Annotated in this window: 20 protein-coding genes and 1 other RNA gene; 3 read left to right on the forward strand and 18 right to left on the reverse strand. The window is 32.3% G+C overall.

Going from position 1 to position 18405, the window contains the following annotated elements; translation table 11 throughout:
* Positions 1–35: 35 nt before the first annotated feature.
* The 9 genes from B5G32_RS07700 to B5G32_RS07740 all read right to left on the reverse strand — a co-directional run bounded on the left by B5G32_RS07700 (position 36) and on the right by B5G32_RS07740 (position 6855).
* On the reverse strand, positions 36–296 hold the full coding sequence (locus B5G32_RS07700) for a stage V sporulation protein S (RefSeq protein WP_087297571.1): 261 nt from the start codon (positions 294–296) through the stop codon (positions 36–38).
* 47 nt (positions 297–343) lie between these two features.
* A complete protein-coding gene (locus B5G32_RS07705) occupies positions 344–1126 on the reverse strand; it encodes a TIGR00282 family metallophosphoesterase (protein ID WP_087244200.1) in 783 nt (260 codons plus the stop codon).
* Positions 1127–1168: 42 nt separating this feature from the next.
* Positions 1169–2728 (reverse strand): ribonuclease Y, encoded by a 1560-nt coding sequence (gene rny / locus B5G32_RS07710; protein WP_087304866.1) that lies wholly within the window; start codon positions 2726–2728, stop codon positions 1169–1171.
* A 145-nt stretch (positions 2729–2873) separates the two neighbouring features.
* Positions 2874–3905, reverse strand: a complete 1032-nt coding sequence (gene recA / locus B5G32_RS07715; RefSeq protein WP_087244198.1) for a recombinase RecA — start codon at positions 3903–3905, stop codon at positions 2874–2876.
* Positions 3906–3949: 44 nt separating this feature from the next.
* Complete coding sequence (locus B5G32_RS07720) at positions 3950–4405, reverse strand: CinA family protein (protein WP_087244197.1); 456 nt, start codon at positions 4403–4405, stop codon at positions 3950–3952.
* A 1-nt stretch (position 4406) separates the two neighbouring features.
* Positions 4407–5000, reverse strand: coding sequence for a CDP-diacylglycerol--glycerol-3-phosphate 3-phosphatidyltransferase (gene pgsA / locus B5G32_RS07725; protein ID WP_087244196.1), 594 nt, complete (start codon positions 4998–5000; stop codon positions 4407–4409).
* A gap of 1 nt (position 5001) precedes the next feature.
* The gene (locus B5G32_RS07730) at positions 5002–5943 is read right to left on the reverse strand and encodes a helix-turn-helix domain-containing protein (RefSeq protein WP_087936329.1); all 942 of its coding nucleotides are present in this window, start codon (positions 5941–5943) and stop codon (positions 5002–5004) included.
* A 217-nt stretch (positions 5944–6160) separates the two neighbouring features.
* Positions 6161–6482: RNase P RNA component class B (rnpB, locus tag B5G32_RS07735), an RNA gene on the reverse strand.
* Between the two features lie 40 nt (positions 6483–6522).
* Positions 6523–6855: a DivIVA domain-containing protein gene (locus B5G32_RS07740; protein WP_087936336.1), complete on the reverse strand. Its 333-nt coding sequence runs from the start codon at positions 6853–6855 to the stop codon at positions 6523–6525.
* Between the two features lie 148 nt (positions 6856–7003).
* On the opposite strand from B5G32_RS07740, the gene recU reads away from it, so the two are divergent.
* Both recU and B5G32_RS07750 read left to right on the forward strand, forming a co-directional pair.
* Positions 7004–7597, forward strand: a complete 594-nt coding sequence (gene recU / locus B5G32_RS07745; protein WP_087244194.1) for a Holliday junction resolvase RecU — start codon at positions 7004–7006, stop codon at positions 7595–7597.
* Entirely contained in the window at positions 7597–10401 is a 2805-nt protein-coding gene (locus tag B5G32_RS07750) for a transglycosylase domain-containing protein (RefSeq protein ID WP_239386224.1), read from the forward strand. The genes recU and B5G32_RS07750 overlap by 1 nt, the downstream gene beginning before the upstream one ends.
* Positions 10402–10433: 32 nt before the next feature.
* Here the strand turns inward: B5G32_RS07750 and nth are convergent, their stop codons facing one another.
* From nth to spoIVA, 6 genes are all read right to left on the reverse strand, one after another.
* Positions 10434–11090, reverse strand: a complete 657-nt coding sequence (nth, locus tag B5G32_RS07755; RefSeq protein ID WP_087936331.1) for an endonuclease III — start codon at positions 11088–11090, stop codon at positions 10434–10436.
* Positions 11083–11682: a DnaD domain protein gene (locus B5G32_RS07760; protein ID WP_087244191.1), complete on the reverse strand. Its 600-nt coding sequence runs from the start codon at positions 11680–11682 to the stop codon at positions 11083–11085. Before B5G32_RS07760 ends, nth begins: the two co-directional genes overlap by 8 nt.
* Position 11683: 1 nt before the next feature.
* Positions 11684–12160 carry a hypothetical protein gene (locus B5G32_RS07765; RefSeq protein ID WP_087244190.1) on the reverse strand — a complete coding sequence of 159 codons (477 nt, stop codon included), beginning with the start codon at positions 12158–12160 and terminating at the stop codon, positions 11684–11686.
* Between the two features lie 79 nt (positions 12161–12239).
* Entirely contained in the window at positions 12240–12956 is a 717-nt protein-coding gene (locus B5G32_RS07770; protein ID WP_087304870.1) for a zinc metallopeptidase, read from the reverse strand.
* A gap of 66 nt (positions 12957–13022) precedes the next feature.
* Positions 13023–13295, reverse strand: a complete 273-nt coding sequence (locus B5G32_RS07775; RefSeq protein ID WP_087244188.1) for an HU family DNA-binding protein — start codon at positions 13293–13295, stop codon at positions 13023–13025.
* A gap of 71 nt (positions 13296–13366) precedes the next feature.
* Positions 13367–14845, reverse strand: coding sequence for a stage IV sporulation protein A (gene spoIVA, locus B5G32_RS07780; RefSeq protein ID WP_087936332.1), 1479 nt, complete (start codon positions 14843–14845; stop codon positions 13367–13369).
* Between the two features lie 123 nt (positions 14846–14968).
* Here spoIVA and B5G32_RS07785 point away from each other — a divergent pair, with 123 nt between their 5' ends.
* Positions 14969–15442 (forward strand): VOC family protein, encoded by a 474-nt coding sequence (locus tag B5G32_RS07785; protein WP_087936333.1) that lies wholly within the window; start codon positions 14969–14971, stop codon positions 15440–15442.
* 16 nt (positions 15443–15458) lie between these two features.
* Here the strand turns inward: B5G32_RS07785 and B5G32_RS07790 are convergent, their stop codons facing one another.
* Genes B5G32_RS07790 through abc-f form a run of 3 tightly spaced genes read right to left on the reverse strand, consistent with a single transcriptional unit; the run spans position 15459 to position 18064 of the window.
* Positions 15459–16043, reverse strand: a complete 585-nt coding sequence (locus B5G32_RS07790) for a hypothetical protein (protein ID WP_087936334.1) — start codon at positions 16041–16043, stop codon at positions 15459–15461.
* The gene (locus B5G32_RS07795) at positions 16036–16542 is read right to left on the reverse strand and encodes a hypothetical protein (RefSeq protein ID WP_087244184.1); all 507 of its coding nucleotides are present in this window, start codon (positions 16540–16542) and stop codon (positions 16036–16038) included. Before B5G32_RS07795 ends, B5G32_RS07790 begins: the two co-directional genes overlap by 8 nt.
* A gap of 46 nt (positions 16543–16588) precedes the next feature.
* Positions 16589–18064 (reverse strand): ribosomal protection-like ABC-F family protein, encoded by a 1476-nt coding sequence (abc-f, locus tag B5G32_RS07800; protein WP_087936335.1) that lies wholly within the window; start codon positions 18062–18064, stop codon positions 16589–16591.
* Positions 18065–18405: the final 341 nt, after the last annotated feature.

Here is an 18405-nt window from a genome sequence, read left to right on the forward strand (position 1 = left end):
TATTATAACACTTTGCTAAAAAAAATAAAGCCTTTTCATCTCATTTCTACATTTAATCTTAATGATGTAATGACCTGATTATCAATTGTCAAATCATAAAATGATGGGATACAATACAATTCATATCCACTTGGTGCAATGTAGCCACGTGAAATAGCAATAGCCTTCATAGCCTGATTTAAAGCAGCTGCTCCAATCACTTGAATTTGAACCTTTTGGTGTTCTCTTAATAAACTCGTTAATGCTCCAGCAACCTTGCTTGGTTGTGAAGAAGACGATACTCTCATCATTTCCATAAAAATTCCTCCTTGCTTTTAATATATGAGCAAAGAGGAAAAATATACTATAAAGGATGATCTGGATCAATACAAATTCTTTGAATATGCGTACACTCATTATTTTGATTAAATGATAGTAAAGTTGCTCTGAATTGCCCCATTCCTTCAGCTACCTGGAAAGGTGTCATAATACCCATTTTCATGCGTTTAATAATTCCTTCAACATCACATCCAATAGCACTATGATAAGGACCTGTCATTCCTACATCACATTGAAATGCTGTTCCATGAGGCAAAATCTTTTCATCAGCTGTAGTCACATGTGTATGTGTCCCTAGCACTGCCGCAACTTTTCCATCAAGATAATAACCTAAAGCCACCTTTTCACTTGTAGCTTCAGCATGAAAATCAATAATATGAATATCACTTTGATCTTCTTTCAAAATTTCATCAATAGCTTCAAATGGATTTTGTGACTTTCCATCCATAAAAGTAATACCTAATAGATTCGTCACACGAATCTTACGATTTTGAAACATAATCTCACGACTTCCAACACCCGGCAAAGCTTTAGGCTGATTATAAGGCACGATTAAACGATCTGCTTCGTCTATATATTGAAACAGTTCCTTTTTAGCAAATGTATGATTACCCATGGTCATAAATGATATACCTTGAAATAAAAACTCATCATAATGTTTTTTTATTAATCCTTTGCCGTGCGTTGCATTTTCTACATTGGCAATGACAAAATCAATCTGATATTTCTTCTTCAACAATGGTAAATATTGATCAATCATTTCTCTCCCAATTGCTGAAAAAACATCTCCAATAAAAAGAATGTTCATTATCTCTCCTACTTTCTAAAAAAAGATAGGATATCCTATCTTTTATTTGGCAATTTCATTGGCACGAACTTCACGAATCACTGTCACTTTGATATGTCCAGGATAAGTGAGTTCGTTTTCAATTTTATCTCTAATATCTCTTGCAAGCTGATGGCTTGTTAAATCATCAACTTGATCCGGTTTGACGATAACACGAATTTCTCGACCAGCCTGAATAGCAAATACTTTATCAACACCATCAAAACCTTTAGAAATTTCTTCTAGTTTTTCAAGTCTTTGAATATAATTTTCAATTGTTTCGCTACGGCTTCCAGGTCTAGCAGCCGATAAAGTATCAGCAGCGGCTACTAAGATAGAAATAACGCTTGTTGGTTCCACATCTCCATGATGTGATTCAATGGCATTAATAACAGTTGCATTTTCACCATATTTCTTTGCAAACTTCACACCTAACTCAACATGGCTACCTTCCATTTCATGGTCAACAGCTTTTCCAATATCATGTAATAATCCCGCACGTCTAGCAAGCTGTTGGTTGAGACCAAGTTCAGCTGCCATCATTCCAGCAAAATGCGCAACTTCTAATGAGTGCTGTAAAGCATTTTGACCATAACTTGTACGATATTTCAATTTTCCAATCAACATGATAATTTCTTTGTGAACACGTGATAAACCTAATTCAAAAATAGCATCTTCCCCAGTTTTTTGAATAACTTCATGAAGTTCATTTTTTGTCTTTTGAACCACTTCTTCAATACGACCAGGTTGAATTCTTCCATCTCTAATCAACGTTTCTAATGAAAGACGTGCAATTTCTCTACGAATTGGATCAAAGCAAGAAATAGTAATAGCTTCAGGTGTATCATCAATAATCAATTCTACTCCTGTTGCATTTTCAATTGCTTTAATATTTCTTCCTTCACGTCCAATAATACGACCTTTCATTTCTTCGCTTGGTAAAGCGACAACATTAACAGTTCGTTCAATCGTTTCTTCCTGTGAATAACGATTAATAGCTGCTGCAATAATATCTTTTGCATAAAGCGAAGCTTTAGATTTTGCCTCATCTTCCTGCTCTTTGATATAAGCTGTCACTTCTTTTGACATTTTTTGTTCAACTTGTTTAAATAACTCTTCTTTTGCTTCATTAGCGCTCATTGCTGCAATTTTTTCTAATTCCGTAATTTTTGCATCAATCTGATCTTTCAATTGAGCCTCTAATTTCCCTAGTTCTTCACTTTTCTTTTCTAATTGCACTGCTTTTTCTTCCAAAACATCTTCTCTACCTTGTAAAGCAATATCTCTACGATCAATATTTTGTTCTCTTTGCAATAGTTTATTTTCAAATTTAGTAACTTCTAAGCGTTGTTCCTTGATTTCTTTTTCAGCCTCAAGCTTATATTCATAAGCCTGTGTTTTCGCATCAAGAATCGCTTCCTTAACTATATTATCAGCCTTAGAATTGGCTTCATCCACAATTCTAGAAGCATCATCATGAGCTTTAGATACTCCTAATTTTGTTAAAATAAAATATAAACCAAATCCTAAAGCGACACAAAGAACATAGGTAACAATAGTAAGAGGGGCACCAAATTCTTGCATAATCTTCCTCCTATTTCCTATGACAAATTTCTTGTTGTGCATTACACACATAAAATATTATACCGTATTTTTGTGAAATTGACAATAAAATATCAAAAGATTGCTTTTTGACCATAATAAAAACCAATATAGAAAACTATATTGGTTAAGCTTCTTCATGAGCAAAAATCTGTGCTTTGACTTTTTCTTCAATTTCATTCATGATATCAGGATGTTCAGCTAAGAAAATTTTAACATTTTCTCTACCCTGACCAATTTTTTCACCTTGATAAGCATACCATGCGCCTGATTTATCAATAATATCATGAGCAACTGCCAAATCAATAATTTCACCATCTCTTGCGATACCTTTACCATAAATGATATCCACAGATGTTGTTTTAAATGGAGGTGAAACCTTGTTTTTGACAACTTTAATATTGACTTTATTTCCAACAATCTCACTACCATTTTTGATAGCTTCACTACGTCTGATTTCAATACGCACAGAAGCATAAAACTTCAAGGCACGTCCTCCTGTTGTTGTTTCAGGATTACCATACATAACACCAATTTTTTCTCTTAACTGATTAATAAAAATAATTGTACATGATGTTTTATTCATAAGTCCAGACAAACGACGCATAGCCTTAGACATCATACGCGCCTGTAAACCAACTGAATTATCACCCATTTCACCATCAAGTTCAACTTGTGGAACCAAAGCCGCTACTGAGTCAACAACAACCAAGTCAATCGCATTACTCTTTACTAAAGTTTCCGCAATAGCTAACCCCTGTTCTCCACTATCAGGCTGTGATAAAATCAGTTCATCAACATTCACTCCTAAATTTCTCGCATAAATAGGATCAATAGCATGCTCTGCATCAATAAAAGCAGCTCTTCCTCCCTGTTTTTGAACTTCTGCTATCGCATGAAGTGTTAATGTTGTTTTCCCACTTGATTCAGGACCATAAATTTCAATAATACGTCCTTTGGGATAACCACCAATACCAAGTGCAGCATCCAGTGTTAATGAACCGGTAGGAATCACATCAATATCAACTGCCACACGATCGCCTAATTTCATAATTGACCCTTTACCAAACTGCTTTTCAATTAAATGAATGGCATCTGTTAATGCTTTTTCTTTTTTATCATCAACTGATTCTGTTTTTTTCACTTTCTTTTCTGCCATAAAATATTCCTCCTACTATTTATATACAACACTTTTTTATGAAATTACTTCAAAATTTCTAAAATTTTTTCAATTCCTATCAAAATAGCCTGTTTTTGAATATCATCACGGCTGCCAGAAAGACGATAACAAAAAGTATATATATTTTCACCATAGGCAATACCAATATAAATCAAACCAACTGGTTTTCCTTCCATTGCTGATGGACCTGCATTTCCAGTAAAAGAAATGCATACATCACTATCAAACATTTTTTGTCCTTGAATGGCCATCAGTCCTGCGACTTCTTTAGAAACAACGCCAAACTGATCAATAATTTTTTCATCAATATGCAAAACATCTCTTTTAATACGTGTCTGATAGCTCACTAATGTTCCTCGATAAACAGCCGAAATGCCACTAATACTACCAATTGTTTTGGCAAAACCACCTACTGTAAAACTCTCTACACTGCTTATCGAAATATTCCTTTGTATTAATAATTGAGCTAATTCTTCCATTTTACATACTCTCCATGATATATTGTCTATTTTTCATAAAATAGTCTACTCCACTCACAAAAGAAATCAATGTTGCAAGCCAAATCATGATCTGATCCATTGGAATATGCAAACCAGCAAAAACAATATTATTCAATAACAGCAAACAAATAGCAATCATTTGTGTCATTGTTTTTGCTTTTCCTAGATAACTTGCCGCTAAAACAACATTCTTTTGGCTGGCAACCAAACGAATAGCATCAACAATAATATCTCTTGAAATCATAATGATAGGAATAATGATATGAATATCATGTGTTGAAGCTAACAATAATAAAGTCGTATTGACAATCAATTTATCAGCAATTGGATCAATAAACTTTCCAAAAGTCGTAATCAAATGCTGTTTTCGTGCAATATAACCATCTAAATAATCCGTCAATGCTGATAAAGCAAAAATCAAAAATAAAATAATATCCAATAAAGATAATGATGTTGATAAAACATCAAAAACAGGTATCTCAATACCTAATGATTGATATGGTATCAAATAAACAATAATAAATAACGGGACACTTAATAAACGAATTGTTGTTAATTTATTAGGTAAATTCATATTATTCCTTCTCTAATGTTAAAATGAAATCGACTGGTCTATCTTGATTAGTATTGATATCTTCATCAGTTAATGGAATTTCCTGATTATTAATATAATAACGATGTCCTCTATTATTACCATTACGTAAATCTAAACTTTCAAAATCACTTACATTAAATGTCAATTCTACTGTTTCAGTTTCACCATCTTCATTTTCATGATAAATTTTTGATACAAACTGATCATATATCTCATCATTGACTCTCATTTGTGCCCAACAAGGTGCATTATATTCAACTTTCAATGTAAATGTTTGGGCATCTGCAGGCAATTTGAAATTATAATCTAAAAAATCATTTCTAGTAAATTCTACAGTTCCTTGTGTTGTTTGTGATTGATTACCATTATTTCCAGAATTTGACGGCTGATTATCTGGAGGTGTTGTTTCCACATTTCCTTCTACTGTCAATTGATTATCAGGTTTTACTGGATCATCACTTTGAGTACGTGTTGCATAAAATCCAAACCAAATAACGACAATCACCAGACACACTAAAATCAAAATAATAGCTGCACGAATAATCGTTACATGCGATTTATCTTCATATACAGAAGGTTTTCTAGTTAATTGAGGTGCTTTAAAAGAGAATTTTTTCCCTTTATTCACAATTTCTTCATTATGATCTTCCTGTATTTCTTTTTCCTTTAATTCTTCCAACTCAATTTCACGAGTTAATTCTATATATTGCTCTGTTAACTGTTCTCCATCCATCTCTAAAGCTTGTGAGATTTTTTTGAGGTACATCTTTACATAAGCTTCATCACCTTTATAGCGATCAAATTTCCCATTTTCTATATCTCTTAAAACAGCGACTGAAATTTTTGTTTTTGCTGATAAATCTTCTATCGTCATTTGTTTCTTTTCTCTTTTTTGACGAATATTTTGACCTAAATTATCCAAAAAAATACCTCCTTATTTCCAGAAAATGTCCCTTCAATAATAATCATATTAAACCATAAAATAGTTATTTTTACAATACCAACACTATTATTTTATGAATTTATGAACAAGTTATGAATTTTATCCTATATCTATATAATTTCCTGTCAAAAAAATAAATATTTTTATTTTAGGTAGAAAAAAAAGTCGACATTTCTATCGACAAAATTGCTCATTCTGATAAGCCGAGTTCTGTTTTTCAACCGATTATTTATCTATGTGTATAACACATCTTCATATCAGTTCAATTCCCTCTATGAAGCTCCCCTACCAAAATTTGGGTTTCATCCTTGCAGAGTTTACCGCTTTTCACTCTTTTTTTCAAAAGACATTGTTTCTGTGGCACTTTATGACTTATCAACCATGCCTGACGGTTTAGGTCTTAGGTCTGTCGTTAGCAAGATGCTACCTGCATTTATTAGATGCAGTACAAACACTACAATCATCGCAGATTGTGGATGCCCGGACTTTCCTCTATTTCTAGCAATCGGTTCTCATGAGCATGCATATTTTACTCAAAATCGCAAAAAAAAGCAATCATTATTTATTTTTATAGACTTCTTTTTCTAAATTAGAGATTCTTTTTAACAAATCTACATTAGATGAAAGATTTTCTTCCATAGAACGTAAATTATCCTGTTGAATCAAATGTTCTCTTTCCATATTTGCCATTTTCATTTTTAAAGCTTCGTTTTCTTTTTGTAGATTTTCAATCTGTTCATAAGATTCATTTAACATTTGCGCAAATGTTTCATAATCTTCAACAACTGTATCTAAAAAATAATCTACTTCGGTTGCACTATAACCCTTAAAATCTATTTGAAAATGTTTGTTTAAAATTTTTTTTGGACTTAACTGTATTTTATTTGCCATATCCATCACCTTTCCTCCTCCATATTTTCACAAAAAACAATTATAAATGCAAGATATTTTTAAAAAAAGATGATTTTACACACAAATTAGACAAGATGGGAAAAATATATGTTATAATAACATGGTAAATCAATGAAAGGATATAATTATGGTTAATTACCCTAATATGAAACGCAGCTGGCAATCTTCAACATTACCAACGCACGATAAAAAACATTATACAGCTCATCGTGGAATGTCATTGGAAGAAGATATTACATTATCGAATCAATATTATCTTTCACATGATATTGCGGTTATTTATAAAAAGCCAACGCCTATTCAAATTGTCAAAGTTAACTATCCCAGACGTGAAGCCGCTAAAATTGTAGAAGCTTATTATAAAACACCTTCAACCACAGACTATAATGGACTTTATCGTGGGAAATATGTGGATTTTGAAGCTAAAGAAACAAAAGTCAAGACCTTTCCTTTTGCAAATATTTCAAAACATCAGATTGATCATCTACAAAAAATCATCAATCATGGAGGGATTGCTTTTGTTATTATTGCATTTACCTCATTAAATGAGGTATACTTAATTGACGCAAGTCATATCATTAATGATTATTATCATTCCCAGCGAAAATCAATAACATATGAAAAAATCAAAAATCTTGGACATCTGATACCCCAAGGCTATCAACCAAGATTAGATTATTTAAAAGTTGTTGACGATTGGTATTTTAAGGAGGATGAATGATGAAAAAAATAAACCGAAAAAAATCTACCAAAACAGAAAACAAAAAACAAAAAAGACGAATTATTAAAGTTGTTTGTTTAATTGTTGCGGTTATGATTACTTCTGCTGGTATGTATTTGGGATTTGGGATTTTCAAACAGGTAGAAGGCTTTTCAAAGGAAAAACTCACTTCTGATGAATCTTCTGTTTTATGTACAACAGACGGTGAAGAGTGGTTTTCCGTTGCTCGTGGTGGTGTTCAAAAAAATGTCAGTTACAATGACATTCCTCAAGTAATGATTGATGCTGTTGTAGCTGCTGAAGATTCACGTTTTTTTGAACATAACGGGTTTGATGTTCCTCGTATTGTCAAAGCCTTAGCAGGTAATATTGCTGCAGGTGGTATTACAGCTGGTGGTTCAACAATTACTCAACAGTTAATTAAAAAGTCATACTATCCTGATGAGGAACAAACCATTGAAAGAAAAATTGGTGAAATTATTCTTTCAATCGAAGCAACTTCTCAAATTTCAAAAGAAGAAGTTCTTGAACTCTATTTAAATAAAATATATTTTGGATATGGTCCTCAAACAGTTGGAATTTATGCAGCTTCAAGATATTATTTTGATAAATCAGTACAAAACTTAACATTACCAGAAGCGGCTTTGTTAGCGGGTACTTTAAACTCTCCAAACAGATATGACCCTTTTAGAAATCTAGATTTAGCACAACAACGTCGTGATACAATCTTGGATTTAATGTTACAGCATGGTTATATATCTGAAGAAGAATGTGAAGCTACAAAAGCTATTCCAGTTGAAAACACATTGAAATCAAATCCAATTTCAACAAGCGGACAATATCAGGCATATGCTGATAAAGTCATTCGTGAAGTTCAGGAAACAATTGGTTATGATCCGTATGAAACACCTATGCGTATCTATACATATATTGATACTGATGTTCAAAAACAATTAGATGATATCGCAAGTGGTGAAACATATGATTTTCAGGATTCAAGAATTCAAGTGGGTGCTGTTATTCAGGAATCCACAACAGGACGCATTGTCGGTGTTTTAAGTGGACGTGATTATACACCTTTAGGGACAACATATGCATATGCATCTCAAACAGGTGCAAGCTATGGTCAAAAGAACCAACCTGGTTCTTCATTAAAACCTTTAATTTCATATGCTGCTGCATTTGAATTCTTAGATTATTCAACAGCCCATTATGTCCATGATGTTCCTTATGAATATGCAAATGGTTTTGTTCCTAGTAACTGGAACGGAAGAAAATATAATGGTGATATTTCTATTTCAAGTGCCTTAAGCAATTCATGGAATGCTGCTGCTTTACAAACATTTAGTGAAGTCATTACTGGAAAAGATTGTAATGGTAATGATGTTGGTGATGGTATTGGTATTGATGGTGCAACTCAATATCTTGAAAGCTTGGGATTTGATATGGAAGGCGAATCAGTTGACATTGGTTATGCAATTGGAGCATGGCGACAAGGTGTCACTCCTGAATCTGAAGCTGGTGCCTATGCTGTCATTGCGAATGGTGGAACTTATATTGAACCTCATACAGTTCAAAAAATCGAATTATTAACAACTGGTGAAGTTATTGAAATTGATCAAAAATATCAAGAAGAAAAAACACAAGCCCTTTCTGAAGAATCAGCTTATATGATTCGTGATATCATGACTGACTATGTCAAATCTGGAACAGGAATGTATAGTATGTTAAATTTAGGATATCAGATTGGTGCTAAATCAGGAACTTCTAACCATGCTGATGATACAAGTGTTAATGAAAAAATTCGTGGTCAAAATAAAGATGCCTGGTTATCAGCTTTTTCTCCAGATTATACATGGAGTGTCTGGACAGGTTATAACGCTAAAGATCAAAAAAAAGGTTATTATACAAAAAGCAATCGCGATTCCAATAATATCGCAACGATGATTGCCAAATTCTTACATGAAGATGGTATGAAAAATTCATATCCTTCTCAACCATCTGGATTAGTAGAAGCAAGCTGTGTATCAGGTATTTATCCATATGTGACTCCAGGTGAAGGTGTACCTGATAATCGTGTTGTTTCTGGTTTATTCAAAAAGAACAATACACCTAGTGGTAGTGCAAATGGTTCTAGTTTAAATAATCTGTCATCTTTTACAGCAAAAGTTACTGATGATAAGCTCAATGTCACATTCACTGAATATGATCCAAAGAGCATGACAGAAGATGCAACACCTACAAAAACATATACAGCTGGTGGAAATAGTTACACACTTCCATATCTAGGTAATATTAATCAATTATATGGAAAAGTTGTTTATAAAGTTGATATTGCAGATGCCTCTGGTAATGTTGTTCATAGTGAAACTTTAAATAGTGCTACTGGAACAATAAATTACACATTATCACCTGGTACATATACTGTAACAGGATACTATGCTTTTGAAAGTGGCAATGGAACTTCTAATAAAATTTCACAAACAATCACAGTAGAAGACACAACGCCTGCAAGCTATACACAAACTGCATTAACAGAAAGTTCAGTTACATATCAGGTCACTGTCCCTGCTGGAACTTCCATTACTGCTTCGTTAAATGGAACAAATCAAACACTTCAACAAAGTGGTACAATCACATTTAGTCAATTATCCGCTGGAACAACTTATTCTGTCACATTTACACATACACAAGCTGATGGTCAAACTGTGACTCTTGGTACTGATTCATTCATGACCACAAGTCAAACACAACAACCTGACCCAACTCAGCCTACAACACCGACACAAACTCCAACACAATAAAAAAATAAGACTGAATTCTCAACAATGAGTTTTCAGTCTTTTTCTATATTTAAATATTTTTTTCTTTTAGGCTCTTTACATATATCAATGAGTGAACAATGCTGACAATCAGGATTTATAGATTTACAATGATATCTACCAAAGAAAATCATTTGATGATGCGTTTTAATCCATCTTTCTTGAGGTATAGCTTTTTGTAGCTTTTGTTCAACCACCAAAACTGAATCTTTCTTAAAAGCAAAACCTAGCCTTTTTGAAATACGTTCTACATGTGTATCCACTGCAATAGCAGGCACTTTAAATCCTTCTGATATGACGACATTCGCTGTTTTACGCCCTACTCCTGGCAATGTCTGTAAGGCTTCATGATCACAAGGAACCTGACCATCAAAATCATCAATGAGTTTTTGCGCCATTGCTTTGACATTTTTCGCTTTATTTCGATAAAGACCAATAGTACGTAAATCATTTTCTAATTGCGATAAAGGGGCTTTCGCATAATCTTCAACACTTTGATATTTTTGAAATAACTGTTCTGTTAATTTATTCACACTCGCATCTGTTGTTTGAGCAGATAACATGACTGCAATTAACAATTCTAATTCATTATGATGAACCAATTCACATTTAGCATCTGGATACATCTCATCAAAAACATCTAAAATATGTTTGACTCTTTCCTTATTCATTTTCTTCCCACCATTTATAATCCTTTATACTTTGTTCAACCTCATTATGACTTGGTTGTGGCTTTGCAGGAGCATAGCGCTTTGTAACGCCATAACGTGCCCAATTATCCAATACTTTTTCAATATAACGAAAAGTAATAACACCTGATTTCACTGACTCATTTAAAGCATCAACAATCATTTCATCATCAAAGCCCTGACACTTTAAAGAATTAATTAACTGTACTTCTCTTTGACTTAAACTACGTCCAAAGGCATCTTCAAAAATGCTAACCAAATCAATATCCTGGCTTTCTGTTTGAGTTGGTTGATTTAACAACATTTTTTGTAAAGGCTTGAGATTTAATGAACCATGTTGTCTTGAAATCCAATGTTTATCAACCAATGACATCAAAATATCATCAATCTTTCGAAGTGATAAAGAACAAATACGTGAAATTTGTGATGGTGTAATAGGTTTAACTCCTATATCATCTAAAGTCATAATCAACAATAGTACATAACACTCCTGATCAGAAATATGCAGTTGTTTAGACTTTAAAATCAATAACTTCTGAAAATCAACACAACGATAATCTAATAATTCATCCATATTATTCTCCTAGCCTTACTGCTTTTATAAATTCTCCAGTTGCCAAATCATAATATACATATAACAAAGATTGCTCATCCTGGTAACGTCCATAATATACAAATCTTTCATTTTCATAACCAATTTCCATACTTTCTATATTGACCTGATATTTATCTTGAATAGCTTTTTGGACAACTGCTTCATCAGCCACTTCACCTTGATAAGTATCTACCAGTTTTAAATCCTTATTATATGCCACATAAGATTCAACACCATTTATTTTCACTTTGACAATATAATAAGTTTCTTTACCACGATATTCACTAAAATAATCATCATATTCATATTGATTTGTTTCACAAATTTCATTTCTAATTTCATCAAGTTGATGATGATATTGATAATATGGAACATGAACAAATAACATATAAAAAGAAACAACTGCTAAAATAATAACTAACACAACAACTGAAATAATAAATGTATGTTTTTTCAATCTGTCCACCTCCAGTGTTTCTATTATATAACAAAAAGTCTAAAATGCAAAACAAAAATGAAAAGACCATCACTGGTCTTTACTCATCTCTTGAATTACCTAAAATAATCAAAAATATTCTTAACATACTCATTAATGTTGAAATCAAAGCCGCAACATAAGTCATGGCTGCAGCTGATAGCATTTTCTTAGCACCATCATATTCCAAAGTCGTTAAATAACGTGTTTTTAAAATAGAAAGTGCTCGAGAAGATGCATTGAACTCTACTGGGAGAGTCACCAGTTGGAAAGCCAAGATTCCACACATTGCAATAAAACCAATCCAGGCAATGTCTGTTTGACCAAGAATCAACCCAATAAAGATGGCAATCCATCCTAAATACTGTCCAACATTCGCAATTGGTAAAATAGCATTTCTTAATGAAATAGGAATATATTTTTCTTTATACTGAATGGCATGTCCACATTCATGTGCTGCTACAGCTAAAGAAGCTATAGAAGTTCCATGATAAATATCACTGGAAAGATTAATTGTCTTGCGACCAGGATTATAATGATCACTTAATTGACCTTTCACTTCATAAATCTGAATATCATATAATCCTTCACTATCCAATATTTCTCTTGCCACCTGTGCTCCACTTATACCACGCATATTAGCTATCTTTTTATAACGACTATATGTAGATGTGACTTTCATTTGTGCCCATAAGGCCAATATAGCAGCCAAAATAACAAAGATTGTTCCAATCATATAATAGCTATTATAGTAAACTCCATAAAACGGAAAAAACATTTTTTCATCACCTCAATAATTATAATATACCCATTATGTTAACTCAGTATGTCAAAAAAGATGCAATTAATTCATTGCATCTTTTAATCTATTGCTTGGCTTAAATGAAACAGTTTTACTAGCTGGGATAATCATTGCTTCTTTTGTTTTAGGACTTACACCTTTACGTTCTTTTCGATTATTCACTTTAAAAGTTCCAAATCCAGAAATAAGCACTTTATCCCCATTCAAAATACTTTCAATCATTGTATCAAAAACTGTATCTACTAACGCTTCAGCATCCTTTTTTGTTAAATCTTTTTTTAGTGAAACGATATCAATAAGCTCTTTTTTATTCATTTTTTATACTGCCTCCTACTTAAATCTAAGTAGTAGTATAACATTTCAAAAACCTAAGCGCAATAACAAATTTATAAAACTATTGCAATCACATTTGACTTCCCTTTATTCACAATTTTACTTAAAATATCATGCACTCTAATACAAGCGGTTTCATTCATAGAGGCTAATTTCATACGCATACCTTCATTAATCAAATCGCCCAATTTACGTCCAAAAACGTCACAATCAAAGATAGCTTCTTTATTATTTTCACCATGACTTTGTAAATATTGAATAAATGCTTCTGCCTGTTCTTTCGATCCAATAATAGGTTCAAATGTAGACTCTATATCAACCTTAATCATATGAATAGTTGATGCTGTTGAAACAAGTTTCATTCCATAACGTGGTCCCTGTTTAATCACTTCAGGTTCACTTAATTCTATATCATCCATTAAAGGTAAAGCATATCCATATCCTGTCTGTTTAACCATTCTAATGGCATTTTGATAAGCCTGATACTCCTGACTCATCTGTTTCAAATCCTGTACCTGTTTTAAAAATAATGCAGCATCGAATTTTTCCTGTCCCAAAATTTCATTTAATATTTCCTGATATAGACCATTTCTTTCTTGAATACGTAAAGTTGCTGATGAAGAAGATGTATCAATAGATGAAAGATAAGCTTTGCGAATAAAATCAAATTCACTCATATGCGTTGCTATTTTTTCTACATCTCTAAAACGATGAATCTCTAATAATGATTTTTCTAATGACTCATCCAATGTCTGTTTTAACCAATGAGATGAATCCATTAAAGCTATCCAGCGAGGAACTTCAATTTTAACTTCATGAATTGGAAATTCATATAATGCTTCTTTTAATAAATGCGTTATATCTTCCTCATTCATTTCAGTTACCCTTAATGCCATAACAGGAACATCATGTTTCTCTTTCAAATCTTCAACAAGCTGATTACACTGTAGACTTTGAGGATCTTTTGAATTGACAACAATCACAAATGGTTTCCCAATTTCTTTAAGTTCACGAATCACATCATCTGTTGCCTGTACATAATCTGCTCCAGGTATTTCACAAATAGAGCCATCACAAGTCATGACAATCCCAATCGTTGAATGATCCTGTATCACCTTTTGTGTCCCTATTTTCGCAGCTTCATCAAAAGGAATAGCTTCTAAATACCATGGTGTTTTGACATAACGAATTCCTTGCTCATCCTGATAACCTTTCGCTCCATCTATGACATAACCCACACAATCAACAAGACGAATATTGACTCCTAAATTATCTTCTATTTGAATGTGAGCAGCCTGATTAGGAACAAATTTAGGTTCAACTGTCATAATCATTTTTCCTTCACCAGATTGGGGTAATTCATCAGTAGCACGTATTTTAGCGTCTGGATTATCAATATATGGTATAACAGCTTTTTCCATAAAACGCTTAATAAATGATGATTTCCCCACCCTGACTGGTCCAACAACCCCTAAATAGATGTCACCATCACATCTTTTTCCAATATCTTTTAATATATCTATTGTCTGCATAGACTTCCTCCTTCTCACACATCAATATATGAATTTCATTTTTTATTTAGAACAAATTACAAAAAGATAAAAAAAGTTCATGTTTTTATGGTAGAATGAAACATAGTGAAAAGGAAGGATATTATGAAACTCAAAAATACTGTTTTAATTGTCAATAACCTAGAACAATCTAAAAAATTCTACAAACAAGTTCTAGGATTAAAAGTTTTATTAGATTTTCATGGTTCAGTCACATTGTCATCTGGTATCGTGCTTCAATCAAAAGAAATCTGGAAAGATCTCATTCACAAAACTGATCAAGATATTATGATGGTTAATCATGCAGTGGAATTATCCTTTGAAACAGAAGATATTGATGCTTTTATGTTAGTTTTAGACCAATATCATGTGACTTTACTACATCCCCCAAAAGAAAGCACATGGGGACAAAGAGTTGTCCGTTTCTATGATCCGGATGGTCATATTATCGAGGTGGGAGAGAGTATGCGTAAAATTATCAAAAGATTAGTGAGTCAAGGATTTTCTTATGAAGAACTTGCTCATCGCTTACGTTTACCCTTAGACTATATTAAGCAAATTTTAGAATCTCATTCATAAAAAAGACAAAAGCACATTAACGCTTTTGTCTTTTTCGTTTTAACTTATTCATTTTCTTAACTTCTTTATTCCAATATTGATTCGCTTTTTTCATAAAAATACGATCTGTTAACATTGATGTCTTGCTATAAAAATCCTGATGATGAATAATAGCATCAGAAAGGCGTTTCATTTCATTAGACACAACAAAACGCGACATCGTCTTCATAATAAAAAGTGCTGATCCAATTTTTAAGCTGCCCTTATAATGTAATTGCTCTCTTTGACACCAATTTTGTAAAATTTTCTCTGAAATATCACATTTTTCAGGTTCATATTCATCACAAGCAATCAATGCATAAATTTCAGTCGGTCCTTTTGGCTGTGACTCTAGACGTTCAAAAATTTCTAATGTTGAAGATGGTATAGAATCAAGCGCAATGAAGAAAAGAAAAATAACCTGATCATATTGAAAAAAAGTACGTTCATCAAAGGTCGATACATGGCGAACATCTAAACAATCACAACGATCATCAAGATAAACTTCTAATCTTGATAAAAAAGGTTTCATAAATGTTTGAGTATGTTTCAATCCCGAATTCAATAATAATATTTTAGCCAAGATCAACACCTCCAAACGTATGCAGAACTTCATCTAGCTCATCTTCTTCACAAAAATAAGCATCAACAGATGAATAAGAAAAACCCAATGTCGAATCATCTAAAATGTCTTTAAACAGCTTCTTTTCTGCATCTGTTGCCTGACCATATCCAATCACCAATAATTTTTTACGCAACTGACTTAACCCCAAATGACAGGTTTCCCCATCCACCATTGTATAATAAGGTTCATGATTAACGACCAGTCTTTCCAGCATCTTTTTAAAAGGAATATCAAAGCATCCATATTTCACCCTTGTAATATATATAATCAACTGACAATCATTTGTCCATTTAGAAATAATACTCATATCATCTTTAAAATAGCAGGAACCCTCACATTTTAAACAAGATAATCCTCCTGTACATGTTGAATAATGAATATTATTTAAATTCACAATAACTGAATTTTGAAAAAAGTCAGTTGAAATATCTCTATCTGTAACAACTAAATTTTTCATCTGTGTTCTCCTTTGTCTTTTATTGTATATGGATACACATTATTTGTCAAACCAGTTCTTGAAAATCCATTATTTTCGTAGCAATGGTCTGTTGAAAATATTGATCATGTTCAACAAACAACAAAGTAGGCTGATAAGTTAAAATTGCATTTTCAAGTTGGATACGTGAGAAAATATCAATATAATTTAAAGGTTCATCCCATATATATAAATGGGCCGAGGTTGCCAGTGAAATAGCTAACATGATTTTTTTCTTTTGACCCTGGCTCAAATTTTCTAATGCGATATCAAAATGAGAACGTGAAAATCCTAATTTCCTTAATAAAGTTTTAACTAATGTTAAATTGCTATGACACTGTTCTATCCAATCATCCAGTTGACCACTTAAAAAAGTACAATCCTGTGGAACATAGGAAATCTTTAACTGACTTCCACATATATATTGTCCATCATATTCAATCTTTTCACCTAGAATAAAACGTATTAAGCTTGATTTACCACAACCATTAGGTCCTTTTAATAAAATACGATCATGTTGATGGATAGTCAATGAAAGATCTTCAAATATCTGATGATGATCATAAGATAATGAAAAATGCTGGAATTGAAGGATTTGATTTTGAAAGTATTTTAAACAATGAATTTTTAAATCATCATATTCTTCAATATCCTTTAACAGAGTCTTTTTCTTTTCAATAGCCTGTTGTTGTCGCTTTTCAATAGCACGAGAACGCTTCATCATTTTCGCAGCCATATGCCCAACATATCCTTTATCTGCGGCTCCTTTTTTAGATTTTTCAATCTGATAACCCCAATTTTGTTTTTGACGCTTAGAACTTTCCATTTTCACAATATCTTTTTTCAGTTTCTTATTTAACATCATTTCTCTTTCATCTTTTTTGGTTTTATCTTCATACCAGCTAGAAAAATTACCATTGACCACATCAATACTTTGAGGATTTATAGCCATCACATGATCACAACAGCTATCAATAAAATAGCGATCATGACTGACAAGCAAAAAACCTTTTTGACGTTTTAAATATTCTCCAATTTTCAAACGAGAATCTTGATCAAGATGATTCGTTGGTTCATCAATCAATAAAAAAGAGTGTTCCTTCAAAAAAAGAATAGCTAATAAAACTTTTGTCTGTTCGCCATGAGAAAGTGTTTCAAAAGGACGATAAAACACATCCATTGCATCCATTCCTAATAAACGAAGTTCTTTTTCTAACCGCCAGTTTTCAAGTGATGGTTCAATTTCGTAACAGACATCTAATGTCAATAATTGAGGATTTTTTACTTCATAAGGAAAATAACAGCATTTTTCATGTATCATGATTTGTCCTTGATATTCATATTCATGCATCATCAGTTTTAAAAGTGTCGTCTTACCTCTTGCATTTCTACCAATCAAAGCTGTTTTAAAATGTGTATCTAATACAAATGAAACATCGTCAAAAATCAATTCATAACTTCCATCATACCCAAATGTTAAATGTTGAACTTGTATTAAAGACATAAAGTATCACTCCTTTCCAAAATAAAAACGACAAGAAAATAGTTCCTGTCGTTATATACATCATTTGTGATTAAAAGAGTTCTATTTTCCTGCAAATATCATCAATACAATTGTCCATTTTGGCAAGAAAATAAATACATCTTTTCACACCCCTTCATCAGTTATTATTATAATCTTTTTATAATAATATTTCAAGAAAATGATTTACACAAATTTTTGAATTCTGATTCAAATATGATAATGTCTCAATGTATCAAGATTGATAATGTCCCAACATGTTGGGACATTATCAAATAATCCTGTTATACTATAAACCTCACTTTTTATTGGAGGTTTGATGA

This window comes from Massilimicrobiota sp. An80 (assembly GCF_002159255.1).
Classification (GTDB): domain Bacteria; phylum Bacillota_I; class Bacilli_A; order Erysipelotrichales; family Coprobacillaceae; genus Allocoprobacillus; species Allocoprobacillus merdigallinarum.